We start from the raw sequence: 15,094 nt of genomic DNA, 5'->3' as shown, positions 1-15,094 counted from the left end.
GGGAGCGATGTTGGAGAAGTTATTAAAAGGCGGCCGGGTGATCGATCCGGCGAATGGGCGGGATGAGATCGCGGATTTGCTGGTCGGCGACGACGGGACGATCAAGGCGATCGGCGCGAATCTGACGGCGGCGGACACGGAAGTGATTGACTGCGCGGGCTATGTTGTCTCGCCGGGACTGATCGATATCCACGTTCATCTGCGCGTGCCGGGCCAAGAATATAAAGAAGATATGGCGACGGGAACGGCGGCGGCCAAGAACGGCGGCTTTACGGCCATCGCTTGCCAGCCGAATACGTCTCCGCCGATCGATCACTCCTCCATCGTCAAGGATATTCTGGCGCAGGCCGAGGGCGCGGACGCCCGCGTGTATGTCGTCGGCGCGGTGAGCAAAGGGCTGAAGAACGAAGAACTTGCCGAGATGTCCGAACTGAAGGACGCCGGGGTAATCGGAATCGGCGACGACGCGTATCCCGTCTACGAGAGCGGGTTCCTGCGCCGCGCGATGGAATATTGCAAGATGCTGGACCTGCCCTATGTCGCGCACTGCGAGGACAAGGACATCACCACCGACGGCGTGATGAACGAGGGCTATGTCTCTACCGTGCTTGGCCTCAAGGGGATCAACCGGGCGGCGGAGAATATCGGCACCGCGCGCAATATCATTCTGGCGGAGACCACGGGCTGCCATCTGCATGTGCTGCATGTCAGCACGAAAGAAAGCGTGGAGATCGTTAGGCACGCGAAGTCGCTCGGCGCGCCCGTCACGGCGGAGACCTGCCCGCAGTACTTTGCGCTGACGGATGAAGCCTGCTATGGTTATAACACCAACGCGAAGATGTCGCCTTCGCTGCGCACCAAGGAAGATCAGGAGGCGATTGTCGCCGGCTTGATCGACGGTACGCTGGATTTGATCGCCACCGATCATGCGCCGCACGCGCCGCATGAGAAGGAGCAGGAGTTCGCCCGCGCTCCCTTCGGCATGCTGGGATTGGAGACGAGCCTGGGATTGGTGATCACGCATCTGGTGAAGCCGGGCATTCTGACGCTGTCGCAGGTGATCGAGAAGATGTCCGTGGCGCCCGCCAAGATCTTCAAGCTCCCCGGCGGCTCGCTGACCATCGGCGCGCCGGCCGACATTACGATTTTTGACCCGGATGCGGAGTGGACGGTGGATGTGAACGCCTTCAAGTCCAAATCCCGCAATTCCGTGCTGCACGGAGTGACGCTGACCGGCAAGCCGATCGCCACTCTGGTTGGCGGACGATAATTTTAAGACTATGAGCAACGCATACCTTGTCCTCGCGGACGGAACGACATACACGGGAACCGCCTTCGGCGCCATCGGAACGAGCATCGGCGAAGTCGTGTTCAACACCGGCATGACCGGCTATCAAGAGATCCTGACCGACCCGTCTTACGCCGGACAGCTGGTCACGCTGACGTATCCGCTGATCGGCAACTACGGGGTCACGCCCGACGATTTCGAGTCGCGTCAGGTGCAGGTCGCCGGGTTTATCATCAAAGAGCTGGACGACGCTCCGAGCAACTGGCGCTCGCAGGGAACGCTGGACGAATTTCTCAAAACCCACAACGTCGTCGGCGTCCGCGGACTCGACACGCGCGTTCTGGCCCAGAAGCTGCGTTCGGTCGGCGTCATGATGGGCGCGATCTCCAGCGACAAGACGCCCGAAGAGCTGAAAGCGCTGCTGGACAGCGCGGCGAGCTACGAAGACGTCGACTTTGTCTCTCGGGTCTCGACCGACGAGCCGTTCGTCTGGCCTTCTTCGACGGGCGAGACGAAGTATAAAATCTCGCTTTTGGATTGCGGCGTCAAGTTCAACATCCTCCGCTCGCTGGCGTCGCTCGGCGCGGAGGTCACGGTCTATCCGTCGAACACGTCCGCCGAGACGATCCTGGCGACCGACCCGGACGGCGTTTTCCTGAGCCCCGGTCCCGGCGATCCCCATCTGCTCGGTGATATCGTCCAGCAGGTGAAGATCCTGTCGCACGCCAAGCCGACCATGGGGATCTGCCTCGGCAACCAGCTGCTCGGGTGCGCCTTTGGCGGCCACACCTTCAAGCTGCCCTTCGGCCATCGCGGCGCGAACCATCCGGTGAAGGACTTAGAAACGGGCCGCGTCGTCATTACGTCGCAAAACCACGGATACGCGCTGGCGCCCGACGGCTTTGAGGATCCCGATGTGGAGGTCTGGCAGATCAATCTGAACGACGGCACCGTCGAGGGCCTGCGCCACAAGACGCTGCCGGTGTTCTCGATCCAGTACCATCCGGAAGCGTCGCCCGGCCCGACGGACAGTCGGGGCTACTTTGGCCGCTTCTTGGAAATGATCGACGAGCAGAGGGCCAAATAAAGGCGTCCCGCGCGCGAAATTTGCTCCTGGCGCTGATTGTCCTCACGGCGATCGTCGTGCGGGTCATCGGCGTCGCCGACGATCCACCGATGTGGCTTTCGTGGAGCAGCGGGATCTTCACCGACGAGGGGTTTTACACCCTGGATGCGCGCCATCGCGCGCTCTTCGGAACGCTGGCGCCGGGCAACTTTCACGACCGTCTGCTTTCGCCGCTGCTCAGCTTCATTCAGGAAGCGGCGTTCCGACAGTCTGGCTTCGGTGTGGATGTTCTGATCGCGCGCGGCGTTTCCCTCGCGTTCAGCCTATTAACGCTGTTGCTGTTATGGCTGGGCCTGCGCCGCAGCGTGGGGCGCTCTGTGGCGGATCTCGGCCTGCTGTTTCTCGCGTTCGCGGCGCCGTATCTGCTTTATAACCGAATGGCCTTGCAGGAAACTCCGACGACCTTTTGGTTGGTGGCGGCCTTCACGAGCTGGGCGTACGGCGAAAGCGCCGATGGGCGAAAGCGCGCCATATGGTTTGCGGCGGCGGGAATGAGTTTAGGCGTTGCGATTGTCTTTAAATCGCTCGCCGGGATCGCCGCGCCCGCCATTCTGATTGCTTGTTGCTGGCGAGGGAATCCTGCTGAACACCGCGCTGGCTTCTGGAGCCTTGCAGGATTAGGCGTTGTGCTTGGGATCGAAGCCATTGTCTGGACGATCCCGCATGGCCGTGAGTTGCGGCGCATGAACGCATACTTCGTATCGCATCAGATCCTTCCGCGCACGTTGCTCTCTGTGTGGCTGAATATCCGGCGCGCATTCTGGGACGGTGAGCGCGGTCTGTTGCCATATCTCTGCGCGTTCCTGCCATCCGTGATTGTGCTGGCCGCTATCGCCGCGCGACGTGTGCGCAGTCGGGCGTCATGGCTGATGTGGGGTTGGATCGCTGGCGGCGTCGCCTTCTGTCTGCTCTCGAATTACGCGCCGAGCCGTTATTATGTGCTGTTCCTGCCGGCGCTCTGCGCCCTGGCCGCGATGGGGGCGCAATCGATTGGACGATTGCCGCGCATCGCTTGCGTCTGCGTATTCCTCGCCGTCAGCGGCGCCTGGATCGTAAAGCAAGAGACGGAGCGAAGCGTGACAATCTTTTCCATGCCTTCCGATATCGTCCGCATGCTGGGAATATCGTCCGATGTCCGTATGGTGGGAGATTTTGCTCCGGAGATTTGTCTGGATACAAAGTATACGGCGGCGCCGGTGCAGCCGGGGTTGTCGAACGACGACCATCCCGTCGAGCGTTTGAATGCGACCCATATCGCCGTGACGCGCGCGCCGAAGTGGCGAGGATGGTGGATTGCGCACTATCCGAAGCTGGTGACGCCGGAGCACTTTGTGGGGGCGGTGGAACTGGGCGGCGACGGGCGTTATGTGGTGGATATTTATCGGGTTCGGTAGGATGCCCCCCGGCCCCCACAGGGGTTGCAAACCATAAAGATGCTGGCGCAATAAAGATTCGGACGACACGTTTTCGAAAACATGGTTTGCAACCCCTGTGGGGGCCGGGGGGCATCCTAATGCAACTCAACGAACTCTACCCCTTTTGGGGAGATATCCATCAAGAGCTGATCGACGCGATTGAATCGCTGACCGAGCCGCAGATCCTCATGCGGCCCGCGCCGCCGCTGCCGTCGGTCGCCGAGATTGTGCTGGAGTTTGTGACCGAGGCGCGTTTCTTCGTGGGGCGCCTCATTGGCGGCAACGAATACGAAGTTCCAAGGCGCGCGGATTACGGGACGTCGCGCGCGCTCGTGGAGCTGCTGGAGGCGACGCGTGAGCTGGAAGAACTGATCATGGAGCCCTTCTCACGCGAGGGCCTGCGGGCGGTGCGGACCGTTCCCGCCGACCCGAAGGAAAATCGGCCGGAAACGAATATGACGGTCGCGTGGCTGATCTGGCATGCGATGGAGCGCGAGATCTACCACTACGGCCGTATCCGACAGCGAATCCAGGACGGCGCGCGCGGAGCTTGGAACGGACATTTGAATTGAAGGCGAGGAAGGCCCTCACCCGGCCCTTCGCCAACTCTCTTCATTCGGGGAGAGGGTTAAGAGTTGGATCAAAGATCCAAAGATCTTAACTTAAAACTCTGACTCCCCCTCTCCCAAAAATTGGGAGAGGGGGCCGGGGGGTGAGGGCCTCGCTCCCCTGACGGAAAGACTATTATGCCAAAGAACCCAGATGTGAAGAAAGTGCTTGTGATCGGCAGCGGGCCGATCATTATCGGCCAGGCGGCCGAGTTTGACTATGCCGGCACGCAGGCGTGCCAGTCGCTGCGCGAAGAGGGCGTTTCGGTCGTCCTCGTCAACTCGAATCCGGCGACGATCATGACGGATCCCGAGACCGCCGACGCCGTTTATATCGAGCCGCTGACCGTGGAGTTTATCGAGCGGATCATCGCCAAGGAGCGTCCCGACGGACTGCTGCCGACGCTGGGCGGCCAGACGGGCTTGAATATGGCGATCGCGCTGGCCGAGGCGGGCATTCTGGAGAAGTACAATGTCAAGCTTCTCGGCACGCCGCTCGCCACCATTCGCAAGGCGGAAGATCGCGAGATCTTCCGGTCGCTGATGCGCGAAATCGGCGAGCCGGTCCCCGAATCCTGGATTATTGAAGATGAGGGCGCGCTGGTCGAACTGTCGAAGGCCGAAGGCAACCCATGGCCGCTGATCGTTCGCCCCGCCTATACGCTCGGCGGCACCGGCGGCGGGATCGCCCGCACGCCCGAGCAGTTGGTCGAGATCGGGTCGCGCGGTTTGAAGCTGTCGCCGAGCCATCAGGTTATGGTCGAGCGCTATCTGACCGGCTGGAAAGAGATCGAGTATGAGGTGATGCGCGACGCCGCCGACACCTGCATCACCGTCTGCAACATGGAGAACTTCGATCCCATGGGCATGCACACGGGCGACTCGATCGTTGTGGCGCCGTCGCAGACGCTCTCGGACAAAGAGTATCAGATGATGCGCACGGCGTCGCTCAAGATCATCCGGGCGCTCGGCATCGAAGGCGGCTGCAACGTGCAGATGGCGCTCGATCCCGACTCCTTCAACTACTACATCATCGAAGTGAACCCGCGCGTCTCGCGCTCGTCGGCGCTGGCGAGTAAGGCGACGGGTTATCCCATCGCCCGCGTGGCCTCCAAGATCGCCATCGGGTTGCGGCTGGACGAGATCCAGAACGCCGTCACCAAGAAGACGCTGGCGTGCTTCGAGCCGGCTCTGGACTACATCATCGTCAAGATCCCACGCTGGCCATTCGATAAGTTCACCGCCGCCGACCGCCGGATCACCACGCAGATGAAGGCGACGGGCGAAGTCATGGCGATCGACCGCACCTTTGAGGGCGGCTTGTTCAAGGCCATCCGAAGTCTGGAAATCGGACAGGTCGGGCTGCGTCCCAAGAACGGCGACTTGCTGACGGACATGGAGATTGAGGCCGGCCTGCAAAGCGCGACCGACCAGCGCCTCTTCCTGATCGCTGAAGCCTTCCACCGTGGGCTGTTGGTAGAGGAAGTCGCGGACCTGAGCGGCGTCGATCCCTGGTTCCTGACCAAGATCCAGCGGCTCGTCCAGTTTGAGGCCAAGCTGCGCGAACAGTCCGCGCGTTTCCATCACGTGGAGACGCTCGACGAAGAGGCGCAGGCGCTGCTGGTGGCCGCCAAGAACAAGGGCTTTGCCGACCGGCATCTGGCCGATGTCCTCGGTGTGAAAGAGACCCAGCTTCGCGCCTGGCGCAAAACGGCGCACTGCGCGCCGATCTACAAGATGGTGGACACCTGCGCCGCCGAGTTTGAAGCGGAGACCCCGTACTTCTACTCGTGCTATGGCGGGGAGACGGAAGGGGTGTCGGTATGAGCGAACCGCAGCGCGCGCCTCTGGTCGCCGTGATTATGGGCAGCAAGTCCGATTGGGACACCATGCGCCACGCCGTCGAAATTCTGGCGAAGTTCGATGTGCCGCATGAATTCGGGATCGTCTCGGCGCACCGCACGCCGGATCTTTTGAATGAGTTCTCCGCGAGCGCCGAAGGGCGCGGCCTCGAAGTGATCATCGCCGGCGCCGGCGGCGCGGCGCACCTGCCGGGCATGGTGGCGGCGCAGACGCTGCTGCCCGTGCTGGGCGTTCCCGTCCAGAGCGCGGCGCTCAGCGGAATGGATTCGCTGCTGTCGATCGCGCAGATGCCCGGCGGGATCCCCGTCGGGACGCTCGCAATCGGCAAAGCCGGAGCGATCAACGCGGGCTTGCTCGCCGTCGCGATGCTTTCAAACACGCGTCCCGCGCTGCGTGAGAAGCTGCGCGCCTTCCGGGCCGAGCAGACGGAAAAAGTGCTGGCGGAGACCTTGCCCTAATGTCCGAAGCGATTTTGCCCGGCGCCACGATCGGTATCCTCGGCAGCGGCCAGCTGGGCCGTATGCTCGCCCTCGCGGCGCGCGAGATGGGGTACGGCGTTGCGGTGTATTCCCCGGAAGCCAACTCACCGACCGGGCAGATCGCCGATATTGAAGTCGTCGGCGCCTATGACGATCTGGACGCCCTGCGGGCCTTCGCGCATCAGGTGGATGTGGTTACCCAGGAGTTCGAGAACGTGCCCGTGGCGGCGCTGGACGCGGTGGGCGAGATCGTCTCCGTGCGGCCCGGACGCGCGGCGCTGCACACCGCGCAGCACCGGCTGCGTGAAAAGACCTTTCTGCACGCCGCCGGCATTCCCTGCGCGCCGTTTCGAGCCATCGATACGGCCGAAGACCTGGCGCGCGCCGTCGAAGAACTGGGCGCGCCCTGCGTCCTGAAGACGGCCGGCTTTGGATACGACGGTAAAGGCCAGGCGAAGATCCTGCATCCCGAAGACGCCATCGCAGCCTGGGATAGCATCGACCGCCAGCCCGCCGTACTCGAAGGATTTATCGACTTCGAGCGCGAACTGTCCCTGGTCGGCGCGCGCGGCGTGGACGGCGAGTTCGCGCACTTCGGTCTCGTCGAGAACACCCACGCGAAGCATATTTTGGACGTGACCCTCGCCCCGGCGACCGTTCCCGAAGCGGTTCTGCGCGAAGCGGAAGAGATTGCGCGGACCATATTTCAGGAGCTGGAAGTCGTTGGCGTCCTCTGCGTCGAGTTCTTTCTCGGCCGTAACGGCAATTTGCTGGTCAACGAGATCGCCCCGCGCACGCACAACTCCGGACACTGGACCATCGACGGATGCGTCACCAGCCAGTTCGAGCAGCAGCTGCGCGCCGTCTGCGGCCTGCCCCTCGGCTCCACGGAGATGCTGCGCCCCGGCGCCGCGATGGCGAATCTGCTCGGCGACGTATGGCCGGAATCGGGATCACCCAACTGGGCCGCCTCCTGCGCCATTCCCGGCGTCAAGCTGCACTTGTACGGCAAAGCCGAGGCGCGACCAGGCCGCAAGATGGGACACTTGAACGCCGCCGCCGAAACACCGGAAGCGGCCGCGGAGCTTGTGCGGCGCGCGCGCGCGGCGCTGGGGTGACCGCCCCCTCCCTGGCAAACCCACCCCGGCCCTTCGGGCCACCCCTCCCGCCGACGGGAAGGGTGATTTCAGAGTGTGTTATCGCAGTCAGCTTTCGTCAGAGGCAATCTTCCAAACCCTTCCCGTCGGCGGGAGGGGTGGCCCGAAGGGCCGGGGTGGGTTTGCCAGGAGGGTGCGCCCGCAGCGCCGGGATGGGGCATCCTGGCCAACTTGAAATGTTTCAGTAGTGATCGCCGTAGTAATATCCGTCCGACGACCAAGGAGAAATCGACCGTGTCACAGAACAATGGAGCCGCGCGCTCCGCGCTGATCGTATGGGGCGGCTGGGACGGACACCAGCCCAAAGAAGTTGCCGAGATCTTTGCGACTGAACTGCAAAAGCGGGGCTTTCAAGTCGAAGTCTCCGATACGCTTGATGCGTTTCTCGACGCCGACAAGCTGAAGGCGCTCGATCTGATCGTGCCCGTGTGGACGATGGGGACAATCACCGGCGAACAGCTCAATCCGGTGCTGGAAGCCGTCAAGAGCGGCGTCGGCATCGCGGGCTGTCATGGCGGCATGTGCGACTCCTTCCGCAATGAAACGGAATGGCAGTTCATGACCGGCGGACAGTGGATTTCGCACCCCGGCAACGATGGAACCGAATACACCGTGCGCATCACGGACGGCGATCACTTTATCACGCAGGGCAGCCCCGCCGAGTTCGCCGTGAAGTCTGAGCAGTACTATCTGCACACCGATCCTGCGAACCACGTCCTGGCCGTCACGCAGTTCCCGGTCGCCGATGGGCCGCATGTCAAGAACGGTAAGTTCGATATGCCGCAGATCTGGACGCGTTACTATGGAGAGGGCCGCGTGTCGTACAACGCGCTGGGACATCAGGCGAACATCGTCACGCAGGCGGAAGTCCTGCCGCTGATGGTGCGCGGCCTGCTCTGGGCGGCGCACGCGGAAGACGCCGCGTAATCCGGCCGATCGCAAAACGAAACGGCCGCCGTCCCGATCTGGGGCGGCGGCCGTTTTGGCGTGGGCGTCAGGCGGGTGCGTTCGCGCCTTTTTTGTGATCTTTGCGGATTTGCGCCCATTTGATCTTTTGATCCGGCGTCAGGATCGCTTCGATCTGGATGCGGATATCCTTGCGGATCGGCTTCATCTGTTCTTTTTTCTGGTCGTCGGTGAGATTGGCGTCCGTGCGGATGGCTTTGATCTTGGGCATTTCGCCCATGTAAATCGTTTTGATCTGCGACTTTTGCGCGTCGGTGAGGCCAAGCTCGGTGGAAAGCTTGTCGAGCTTCTTTGCTTCCGCTTTTCCGGCGTGCGCGCCTTTGGCGAAGGTCGGCTGGGACGTGGCGAAGACGCTGGCGAGCGTCAGAACAACGGCGGCGAAAATGACGGGTTTCATGGATAAGTCTCCTCCTCGGCGGTAAATGTGTGCGTCGGGGTTACTGACGCGGAGGAGAGCTCATTAGTTCAATCCGAAGTTTTCTCTGAGATGTTCGGCGCTTTAGAACGTCATCAGTCGCAGTCCGCCTCGCTCGGAGATCACGGTCGGCGCCGAGAAGTTCGCGTGCGGCGGCAGCGGCTCCGGAATGGCGGTCAGGCCGGCGCGCGGCGTCATAAACATCGTGTCGCGCAGGGTTTCCACGATCTGCTGGTCGTGTGGCGTTTGCGTCGCGAGCAGGGCTTCCTTCGCGGGGCAGGGAGCCACCTCGACGACGGGGATGCCGAACGACGACAGTTGGCGCCGCCAGCCGCTGGCGAGCGCGGAAAGGGCGTTGGCGGAGGCCGCATACACGGCTTCCGAGGCGACGAACGCCTCGGTTTCCAAAGGGGTGGGGTTGTAGATCACAATGCCGCCGCAGCGTTGCCGGCGCAAGTGCGGCGTCAGGGCCTGCACGGCGTAGAGGGCGCTTTTGACATTGACCTGCATCGTCAAGTCGAACTCCTGGTCGGTTACGTCGAGCGCGCTCAGCTTCAAGACACGGTTAACGGCGTGCACGAAGGCGTCCACGTGACCGTACTTCTCGAAGACCTGCGCCATGAGGGCGTCGGCCTGTCCGCGATCCGCCATATCGGCGGTAATCGCCGTCAACTGTCCCTTCGCGGCCTGGTTCGCCAGCGCCTCGATGCGGAACATACGCCGCCGCGCCACCGCGATCACGGTCGCTCCCTCGCTATGAATGAGCCGGCGCACCGTGGCGTAGCCAACGCCGCTGGAAGCGCCGGTGACGATCACCACCTTACCTTCCATTGCCGGTTCCTGGGTCATTCTGGCCATGTGTCAATTCCTCCCAACTGAGATTATCGGCAGGAACGCGCCGCCGCCTTACCCCTCGCCATGCAAATGCGCATTTGGATTGTCGGTATGCTACAATTATCCGGCAGATTCACGGGATCGCGCACGCCTGGCAGTATCGTTATGCAATCATTCCCTTCTTCACAAGAGCCGATGGACGGCAACTCCGACAGCGCGCTGGCGCGAATGCTGGCGCAGCGGAACGCCGAGCTCGACCAGTTCGCTTATGTCGTTTCTCACGACCTGCGCGCGCCGCTGCGCGGGATCGCGAACCTCGCCAAATGGATCGAAGAGGATCTGGGCGACCAGGTCCCGGAAGAAACCGCCAGCCAGCTGGCCCTTCTGCGCAGCCGTGTCCACCGGATGGACGCCATGATCCAGGGGATCTTGCAGTACTCGCGCGTGGGGCGCGCCGACACGCAGATCGAAACGGTGGATGTGCGCAATCTCGTCGATGAGACGATCGATTTGCTCGCCCCGCCTCCGGAAATCGAGATCCGTGTTGAAGGAAATTTCCCCACGCTCTCGACGAACCTGACGCAGCTGGAGCAGGTCTTTCTCAATTTGATCGGTAACGCAATCAAGCATGGGAACGGCGCGTCCAGACAAATTCGCGTCGCCTGCCGGGAGCAGGAGTGCGACTACGAGTTCCATGTCATTGACAACGGCCCCGGGATATCGCCGCGCTATCACGAACGCATCTTTCAGATATTTCAAACGCTGGAGTCGCTCGATAAAGTGGACGGCGCCGGTTTGGGGCTGGCGCTGGTCAAAAAGATTGTCGAGCGCCAGGGCGGCGCTGTTTCCCTGGAATCGGACGAAGGGCAGGGGGCCGATTTCGGCTTTACCTGGCCGAAGCTTTCCCCAGACTTCGAAAACGTCGGTGTGAGAAATGGGAACCTTGAATGACCGAACGTTTGCATATCCTGGTTGCAGACGATGACCTTGTGGACCGGATGGCGGTTCGTCGCGATCTGCGTTCGACTCTGCGGGAGGTCGAGATCGTGGAGGCGGACAGCTGCGCGCAAGTTTTGGCGGCGCTGTCCGCTTCCACGATCGATTGCGTGATCCTGGACTTTCAATTCCCGGACGGCGACGGTCTCGATGTGATCCACGCGGTTCGCGCATTGGGAAACGACGTGCCGATCATCGTTCTGACCGGTCACGGCGACGAACTTGTCGCCGTGGAGCTGATGAAGGCGGGCGCGTCGGACTACCTCGCCAAGGCGCTCATGACCCCCGAAGGGCTTGGGCAGACTCTCCAGAACGTCCTTCGAATTCGCCGGGCGGAGCTTCGTGAGAAGGAGATGGGGGCGGCGCTCGGCGCCAGCGAGGCGCGGTTTCGGCGCGTCGCCGAAACCAATGTCCTGGGAATTGTTTTCTGGGACGAGAACGCCGCGATTACCGAAGCGAACGATGCTTTTCTGGAGATGGTCGGCTATACGCGCGAAGACTTAGAAGCGGGCCGGCTTAACTGGCTGGCGATGACGCCGCCGGAGTACCAGGATATCAGCCGGCAAGCGGTGTTGGACCTGCGCACTGACCGGGCGTCGACATCGGTGGAAAAAGAGTATTTCCGCAAAGACGGCAGCCGCGTGTCGGTGATCGTCAGCGCCTCGCTGCTCGACGAACCCACCTTTCAAGCCCTGTCGTTTGTCCTCGATGTCACCGAGCGCAAGCGCGCGGAAAACGCCATTCAGTTTCTCGCGGAAGCCGGCGTGACCCTCGCCGCTTCGCTGCAATACGAAAGCACGCTCCAAACTCTCGCCAAACTCGCGGTGCCGGCCGTCGCGGACCTTTGCGTGGTCGATATGCTGGAGGACGGCGTGATCCGCCGCGCGTCCGTCGCCTACATGGATCCGATCACCGAACCGATCGTCCGTGAAATCCTCACACAGAACCCGCCCGATCTGGCGAGCGATCATCCCGTCAGTCAGGCGCTGCGCACTGGAAACCCGGTGCTGACGGAAACCGTGGCGGACGGATTCGCCGAGGCCGTGGCGCGCAGCGACGAACACCGCGCGCTGCTTCATGACCTGCAATTCCACTCTTATCTGATCGTCCCGCTGCGTGTGCGAAACGTGGTGATCGGCGCCGTGTCGCTTGTTCTCTCCCGCGATCATCTGCACTACCGTCCCTCCGACCAGGTGGTCGTGCAGGAGCTGGCCCGGCGCGCCTCGATGGCGATCGACAACGCCTGGCTTTTCGAAGCGACACAGAATGAGCGCGTGCAGCTGGAGGCGAGTGAACGTCGCTATCGGTTCCTGGCCGAAGCCATTCCGCAGATCGTATGGACGGCGCAGGCTAACGGCGATATCGACTACTTCAATCAAAAATGGACCGACTATTCCGGCTACACTCTGGATGAAACCAAAGGCTGGAACTGGCGCCCGGTGATGCATCCGGACGATCTGGAGCATACGATCGCCGACTGGACGGCGGCGCTGACAAAGGGAACACCCTACGAAACCAAATATCGTCTGCGCCGCTTCGATGGCGAATTTCGCTGGCATCTGGCCCGCGCGGTCCCGCTGCACGCCGATGATGGGACCATCGTCAAGTGGTTCGGCACATGCACCGATATCGACGATCAGCAGCGCGCCGAGCGCACGCAGCAGTTCCTCGATGAGGTCGGCGGCGTGGTCAGCGTTTCTCTCGACTATGAGCAGACGCTGGCGCGAGTGGCGGACCTGGTGACGCCCCGCTTCGCGGACTGGTGCGCGATCGATGTCCTGGAAGAAGACGGCGGCCTCCGGCGGGTAGCCCTCGCACACTCCGACCCCACGAAGGTGACGCTGACGAATGAGATCGACGCGCAGTACCCGCACGCGCGGGGGCGCGATGACGGCATCTACGCCGTCATACAAAGCGGCAAGCCGATGCTGACGTCGCATATCACGGACGAGATGCGGCGGCGTTACGCCGTGGATGACCGGCATTTTTCCATGCTGCAAGAACTGGGCGTCTCCTCCTTCCTTTGCGCGCCTTTGATCGCTCGGGGGCGAGTGATCGGGGCCATCACGTTTGTCGGCGCGGAGTCCGGCATTCGTTTCGGCGAGGCCGATCTGGCGCTGGCGGAAGAGGTCGCGCGCCGCGTCGCGCTTTCGGTCGATAACTCCCACCTGTATCTGGAGGCGAAGGCGCAGACCGCGCGGGAAGTGCTTGTGAACGCCGTTGGCCGCAAGCTCCGGACATCCTTGGACGCGGCGGATATTTTGAATATCGCGACGACCGAAGTCGGCCGCGCTCTGGGCGCGAGCCGGGTCGTCTGGTCAAGCTTAGACGCCGGGCAAAGCGTCCTGGAGGTCTCACAGCACCAATATCAGGCTCCCGGGATCGATCGCGTCGCCATTTCCTATCCGCTTTCTCTGGTCCATCCGGATTTTCTGGATGCATGGACCGCCGGCGATACGGTCATCGTCCACGATTGTTTCGACGATCCGAGATTGCGCTCTTACCGAGAGCAGTCGCCGCGCACGCTGACGGCGCGCGCGTTTATCGCCTGCCCGATCGTTCAGCGCGGGGAATGGGCCGGCGTGTTATCCGTGCAGCAGTGCGGCGAGCCGCGCCGGTGGACTCCGGACGAAGAAGCGCTGGTCAGCGCTATCTCGGACCTGCTGGGGTTAGCGCTGGAAAACGCGCGTCTTTATGCGCGCGAGCACCGTGTGGCGGACATGCTCCAGACGGCGTTTCTCACCAATATCCCCGCTGAGCTTTCCGGGCTTCGGCTCGCGGCGACTTACAAAGCCGGCCTGGATGAAGCGCATGTGGGCGGAGACTTCTACGACGCCGTGACGCTGCCCGACGGCAGGATCGCGCTGGTCATGGCCGATGTCTCGGGGAAGGGACTGAAGGCGGCGGTGCAGACGGCGACCGTCAAATACTCTCTCCGCGCCTTCGCCACCGAGGCCGCCGCGCCCAGCCTCGTTCTCAGCCGACTTAACCGGGCGCTGCGCGGCGAATCGACCGGCCTTGGCGAGCACTTCGTGACCCTGTTCTATGGCGTCTTCGATCCCGCCTCAGGCCGGTTCTCCTACACCAACGGCGGGCACGAGGCGCAGATCCTTAAGCGCGCGAGCGGGGGAACGGAGATCCTGCCGCCCAATGGCCCGATCCTGGGGATCATGAACCATCGCTATGAACAAGCGGTCGTGTATCTCCAGCCCGGCGACTCGATCGTCATGTTCACCGACGGCTTAACCGAAGCGCGCGCGGCGACCCGCGAGCTGCTCGATCTCTCACGCGTTATCGAGGCCGTGGACCGCGCTCCCATGGATGCGGATCCGGCCGCCCTGGTCGCGATGCTGGAGAATCTGGCGATGCAGTGGGCGGAGAACAAACCGCATGACGACATGGCGCTCATGGTGATTCGCCGCCAGGAGGAACTACCCAGCGGCGATCTCCCCAGCGACGACGTCCGCAGCGCGACATCGCAAGCCTCTCTGCGCCTGGACGGGGAAGCGGTCTCACCTGCGGAAACCCTCTTCGATTTCACATTCGCCAGCACCCCCGACTGCGCCGCCGAGGTCCGCCAGGCGCTCGCGCACTGGATGGAGACGCTGCAATTCTCGCTGACCGAAATCGAGGATTTCCAAACCGCCGTGACGGAAGCCGTCACCAACGCCGTACGTCACGGATCCCCGCGCGGCCCTCAGGATCAATTCCAGGTGCGCGGATTTCAAATCGGCCCAAACGAAATGGCGGTCGACGTGATCGACAACGGCCCAGGCCTGCGCGGCAAAAAGCGGCTCCCCGATATGCCCGAGCCCGAAGCAACCGGCGGCCGCGGCCTGCCGCTAATGCGGGTATTGAGCGATGAGGTTCAGTTTCCGGAGATGGAGAGTGGGTCTTGCGTGCGGCTGGTGAAGCGGAGGAAGTGACCGATCCCCGCGCTTCGGGCG

11 protein-coding genes and 1 pseudogene are annotated in these 15,094 nt (G+C 62.6%); 10 read left to right on the top strand and 2 right to left on the bottom strand.

Going from position 1 to position 15,094, the window contains the following annotated elements:
- Positions 1 to 10: 10 nt before the first annotated feature.
- From D5261_RS24965 to D5261_RS24930, 8 genes and pseudogenes are all read left to right on the top strand, one after another.
- Positions 11 to 1,270, top strand: a complete 1,260-nt coding sequence (locus D5261_RS24965) for a dihydroorotase (protein ID WP_119319705.1) — start codon at positions 11 to 13, stop codon at positions 1,268 to 1,270.
- 10 nt (positions 1,271 to 1,280) lie between these two features.
- On the top strand, positions 1,281 to 2,375 hold the full coding sequence (gene carA / locus D5261_RS24960; RefSeq protein WP_119319706.1) for a glutamine-hydrolyzing carbamoyl-phosphate synthase small subunit: 1,095 nt from the start codon (positions 1,281 to 1,283) through the stop codon (positions 2,373 to 2,375).
- 20 nt (positions 2,376 to 2,395) lie between these two features.
- Positions 2,396 to 3,808 carry an ArnT family glycosyltransferase gene (locus D5261_RS24955; RefSeq protein ID WP_119319421.1) on the top strand — a complete coding sequence of 471 codons (1,413 nt, stop codon included), beginning with the start codon at positions 2,396 to 2,398 and terminating at the stop codon, positions 3,806 to 3,808.
- 119 nt (positions 3,809 to 3,927) lie between these two features.
- A complete protein-coding gene (locus D5261_RS24950; RefSeq protein WP_119319422.1) occupies positions 3,928 to 4,401 on the top strand; it encodes a DinB family protein in 474 nt (157 codons plus the stop codon).
- Positions 4,402 to 4,575: 174 nt separating this feature from the next.
- Positions 4,576 to 6,249: pseudogene (carB, locus tag D5261_RS24945) on the top strand (carbamoyl-phosphate synthase large subunit); the annotation flags it as partial.
- Positions 6,250 to 6,260: 11 nt separating this feature from the next.
- Positions 6,261 to 6,758, top strand: a complete 498-nt coding sequence (gene purE / locus D5261_RS24940; protein WP_119319424.1) for a 5-(carboxyamino)imidazole ribonucleotide mutase — start codon at positions 6,261 to 6,263, stop codon at positions 6,756 to 6,758.
- Positions 6,758 to 7,897 carry a 5-(carboxyamino)imidazole ribonucleotide synthase gene (locus D5261_RS24935; RefSeq protein ID WP_119319425.1) on the top strand — a complete coding sequence of 380 codons (1,140 nt, stop codon included), beginning with the start codon at positions 6,758 to 6,760 and terminating at the stop codon, positions 7,895 to 7,897. Before purE ends, D5261_RS24935 begins: the two co-directional genes overlap by 1 nt.
- A gap of 273 nt (positions 7,898 to 8,170) precedes the next feature.
- The gene (locus D5261_RS24930; protein ID WP_119319426.1) at positions 8,171 to 8,863 is read left to right on the top strand and encodes a ThuA domain-containing protein; all 693 of its coding nucleotides are present in this window, start codon (positions 8,171 to 8,173) and stop codon (positions 8,861 to 8,863) included.
- A 67-nt stretch (positions 8,864 to 8,930) separates the two neighbouring features.
- Here D5261_RS24930 and D5261_RS24925 read toward each other — a convergent pair whose 3' ends face one another.
- Together D5261_RS24925 and D5261_RS24920 are read right to left on the bottom strand one after the other, a co-directional pair.
- On the bottom strand, positions 8,931 to 9,299 hold the full coding sequence (locus tag D5261_RS24925) for a Spy/CpxP family protein refolding chaperone (protein ID WP_119319427.1): 369 nt from the start codon (positions 9,297 to 9,299) through the stop codon (positions 8,931 to 8,933).
- A gap of 102 nt (positions 9,300 to 9,401) precedes the next feature.
- Positions 9,402 to 10,175 carry an SDR family NAD(P)-dependent oxidoreductase gene (locus tag D5261_RS24920; RefSeq protein ID WP_119319428.1) on the bottom strand — a complete coding sequence of 258 codons (774 nt, stop codon included), beginning with the start codon at positions 10,173 to 10,175 and terminating at the stop codon, positions 9,402 to 9,404.
- Between the two features lie 141 nt (positions 10,176 to 10,316).
- Between D5261_RS24920 and D5261_RS24915 the strand changes: the two genes are divergently transcribed.
- Entirely contained in the window at positions 10,317 to 11,102 is a 786-nt protein-coding gene (locus D5261_RS24915; protein ID WP_165863906.1) for a sensor histidine kinase, read from the top strand.
- Positions 11,099 to 15,073, top strand: a complete 3,975-nt coding sequence (locus D5261_RS24910) for a SpoIIE family protein phosphatase (protein WP_119319430.1) — start codon at positions 11,099 to 11,101, stop codon at positions 15,071 to 15,073. The genes D5261_RS24915 and D5261_RS24910 overlap by 4 nt, the downstream gene beginning before the upstream one ends.
- The last annotated feature ends 21 nt before the right edge of the window (positions 15,074 to 15,094 follow it).

This window comes from Capsulimonas corticalis (assembly GCF_003574315.2).
Lineage (GTDB): Bacteria > Armatimonadota > Armatimonadia > Armatimonadales > Capsulimonadaceae > Capsulimonas > Capsulimonas corticalis.
The sequence above is the reverse complement of the archived record's forward strand: the minus strand, read 5'-3'. Positions and strand labels throughout refer to the sequence as shown.

Coding starts and splice junctions, on each gene's coding strand:
- carA (WP_119319706.1), top strand. CDS start 1,281: ATGAGCAACGCATACCTTGTCCTCGCGGACGGAACGACATACACGGGA.
- D5261_RS24950 (WP_119319422.1), top strand. CDS start 3,928: ATGCAACTCAACGAACTCTACCCCTTTTGGGGAGATATCCATCAAGAG.
- purE (WP_119319424.1), top strand. CDS start 6,261: ATGAGCGAACCGCAGCGCGCGCCTCTGGTCGCCGTGATTATGGGCAGC.
- D5261_RS24935 (WP_119319425.1), top strand. CDS start 6,758: ATGTCCGAAGCGATTTTGCCCGGCGCCACGATCGGTATCCTCGGCAGC.
- D5261_RS24925 (WP_119319427.1), bottom strand. CDS start 9,299: ATGAAACCCGTCATTTTCGCCGCCGTTGTTCTGACGCTCGCCAGCGTC.
- D5261_RS24920 (WP_119319428.1), bottom strand. CDS start 10,175: ATGGCCAGAATGACCCAGGAACCGGCAATGGAAGGTAAGGTGGTGATC.
- D5261_RS24915 (WP_165863906.1), top strand. CDS start 10,317: ATGCAATCATTCCCTTCTTCACAAGAGCCGATGGACGGCAACTCCGAC.
- D5261_RS24910 (WP_119319430.1), top strand. CDS start 11,099: ATGACCGAACGTTTGCATATCCTGGTTGCAGACGATGACCTTGTGGAC.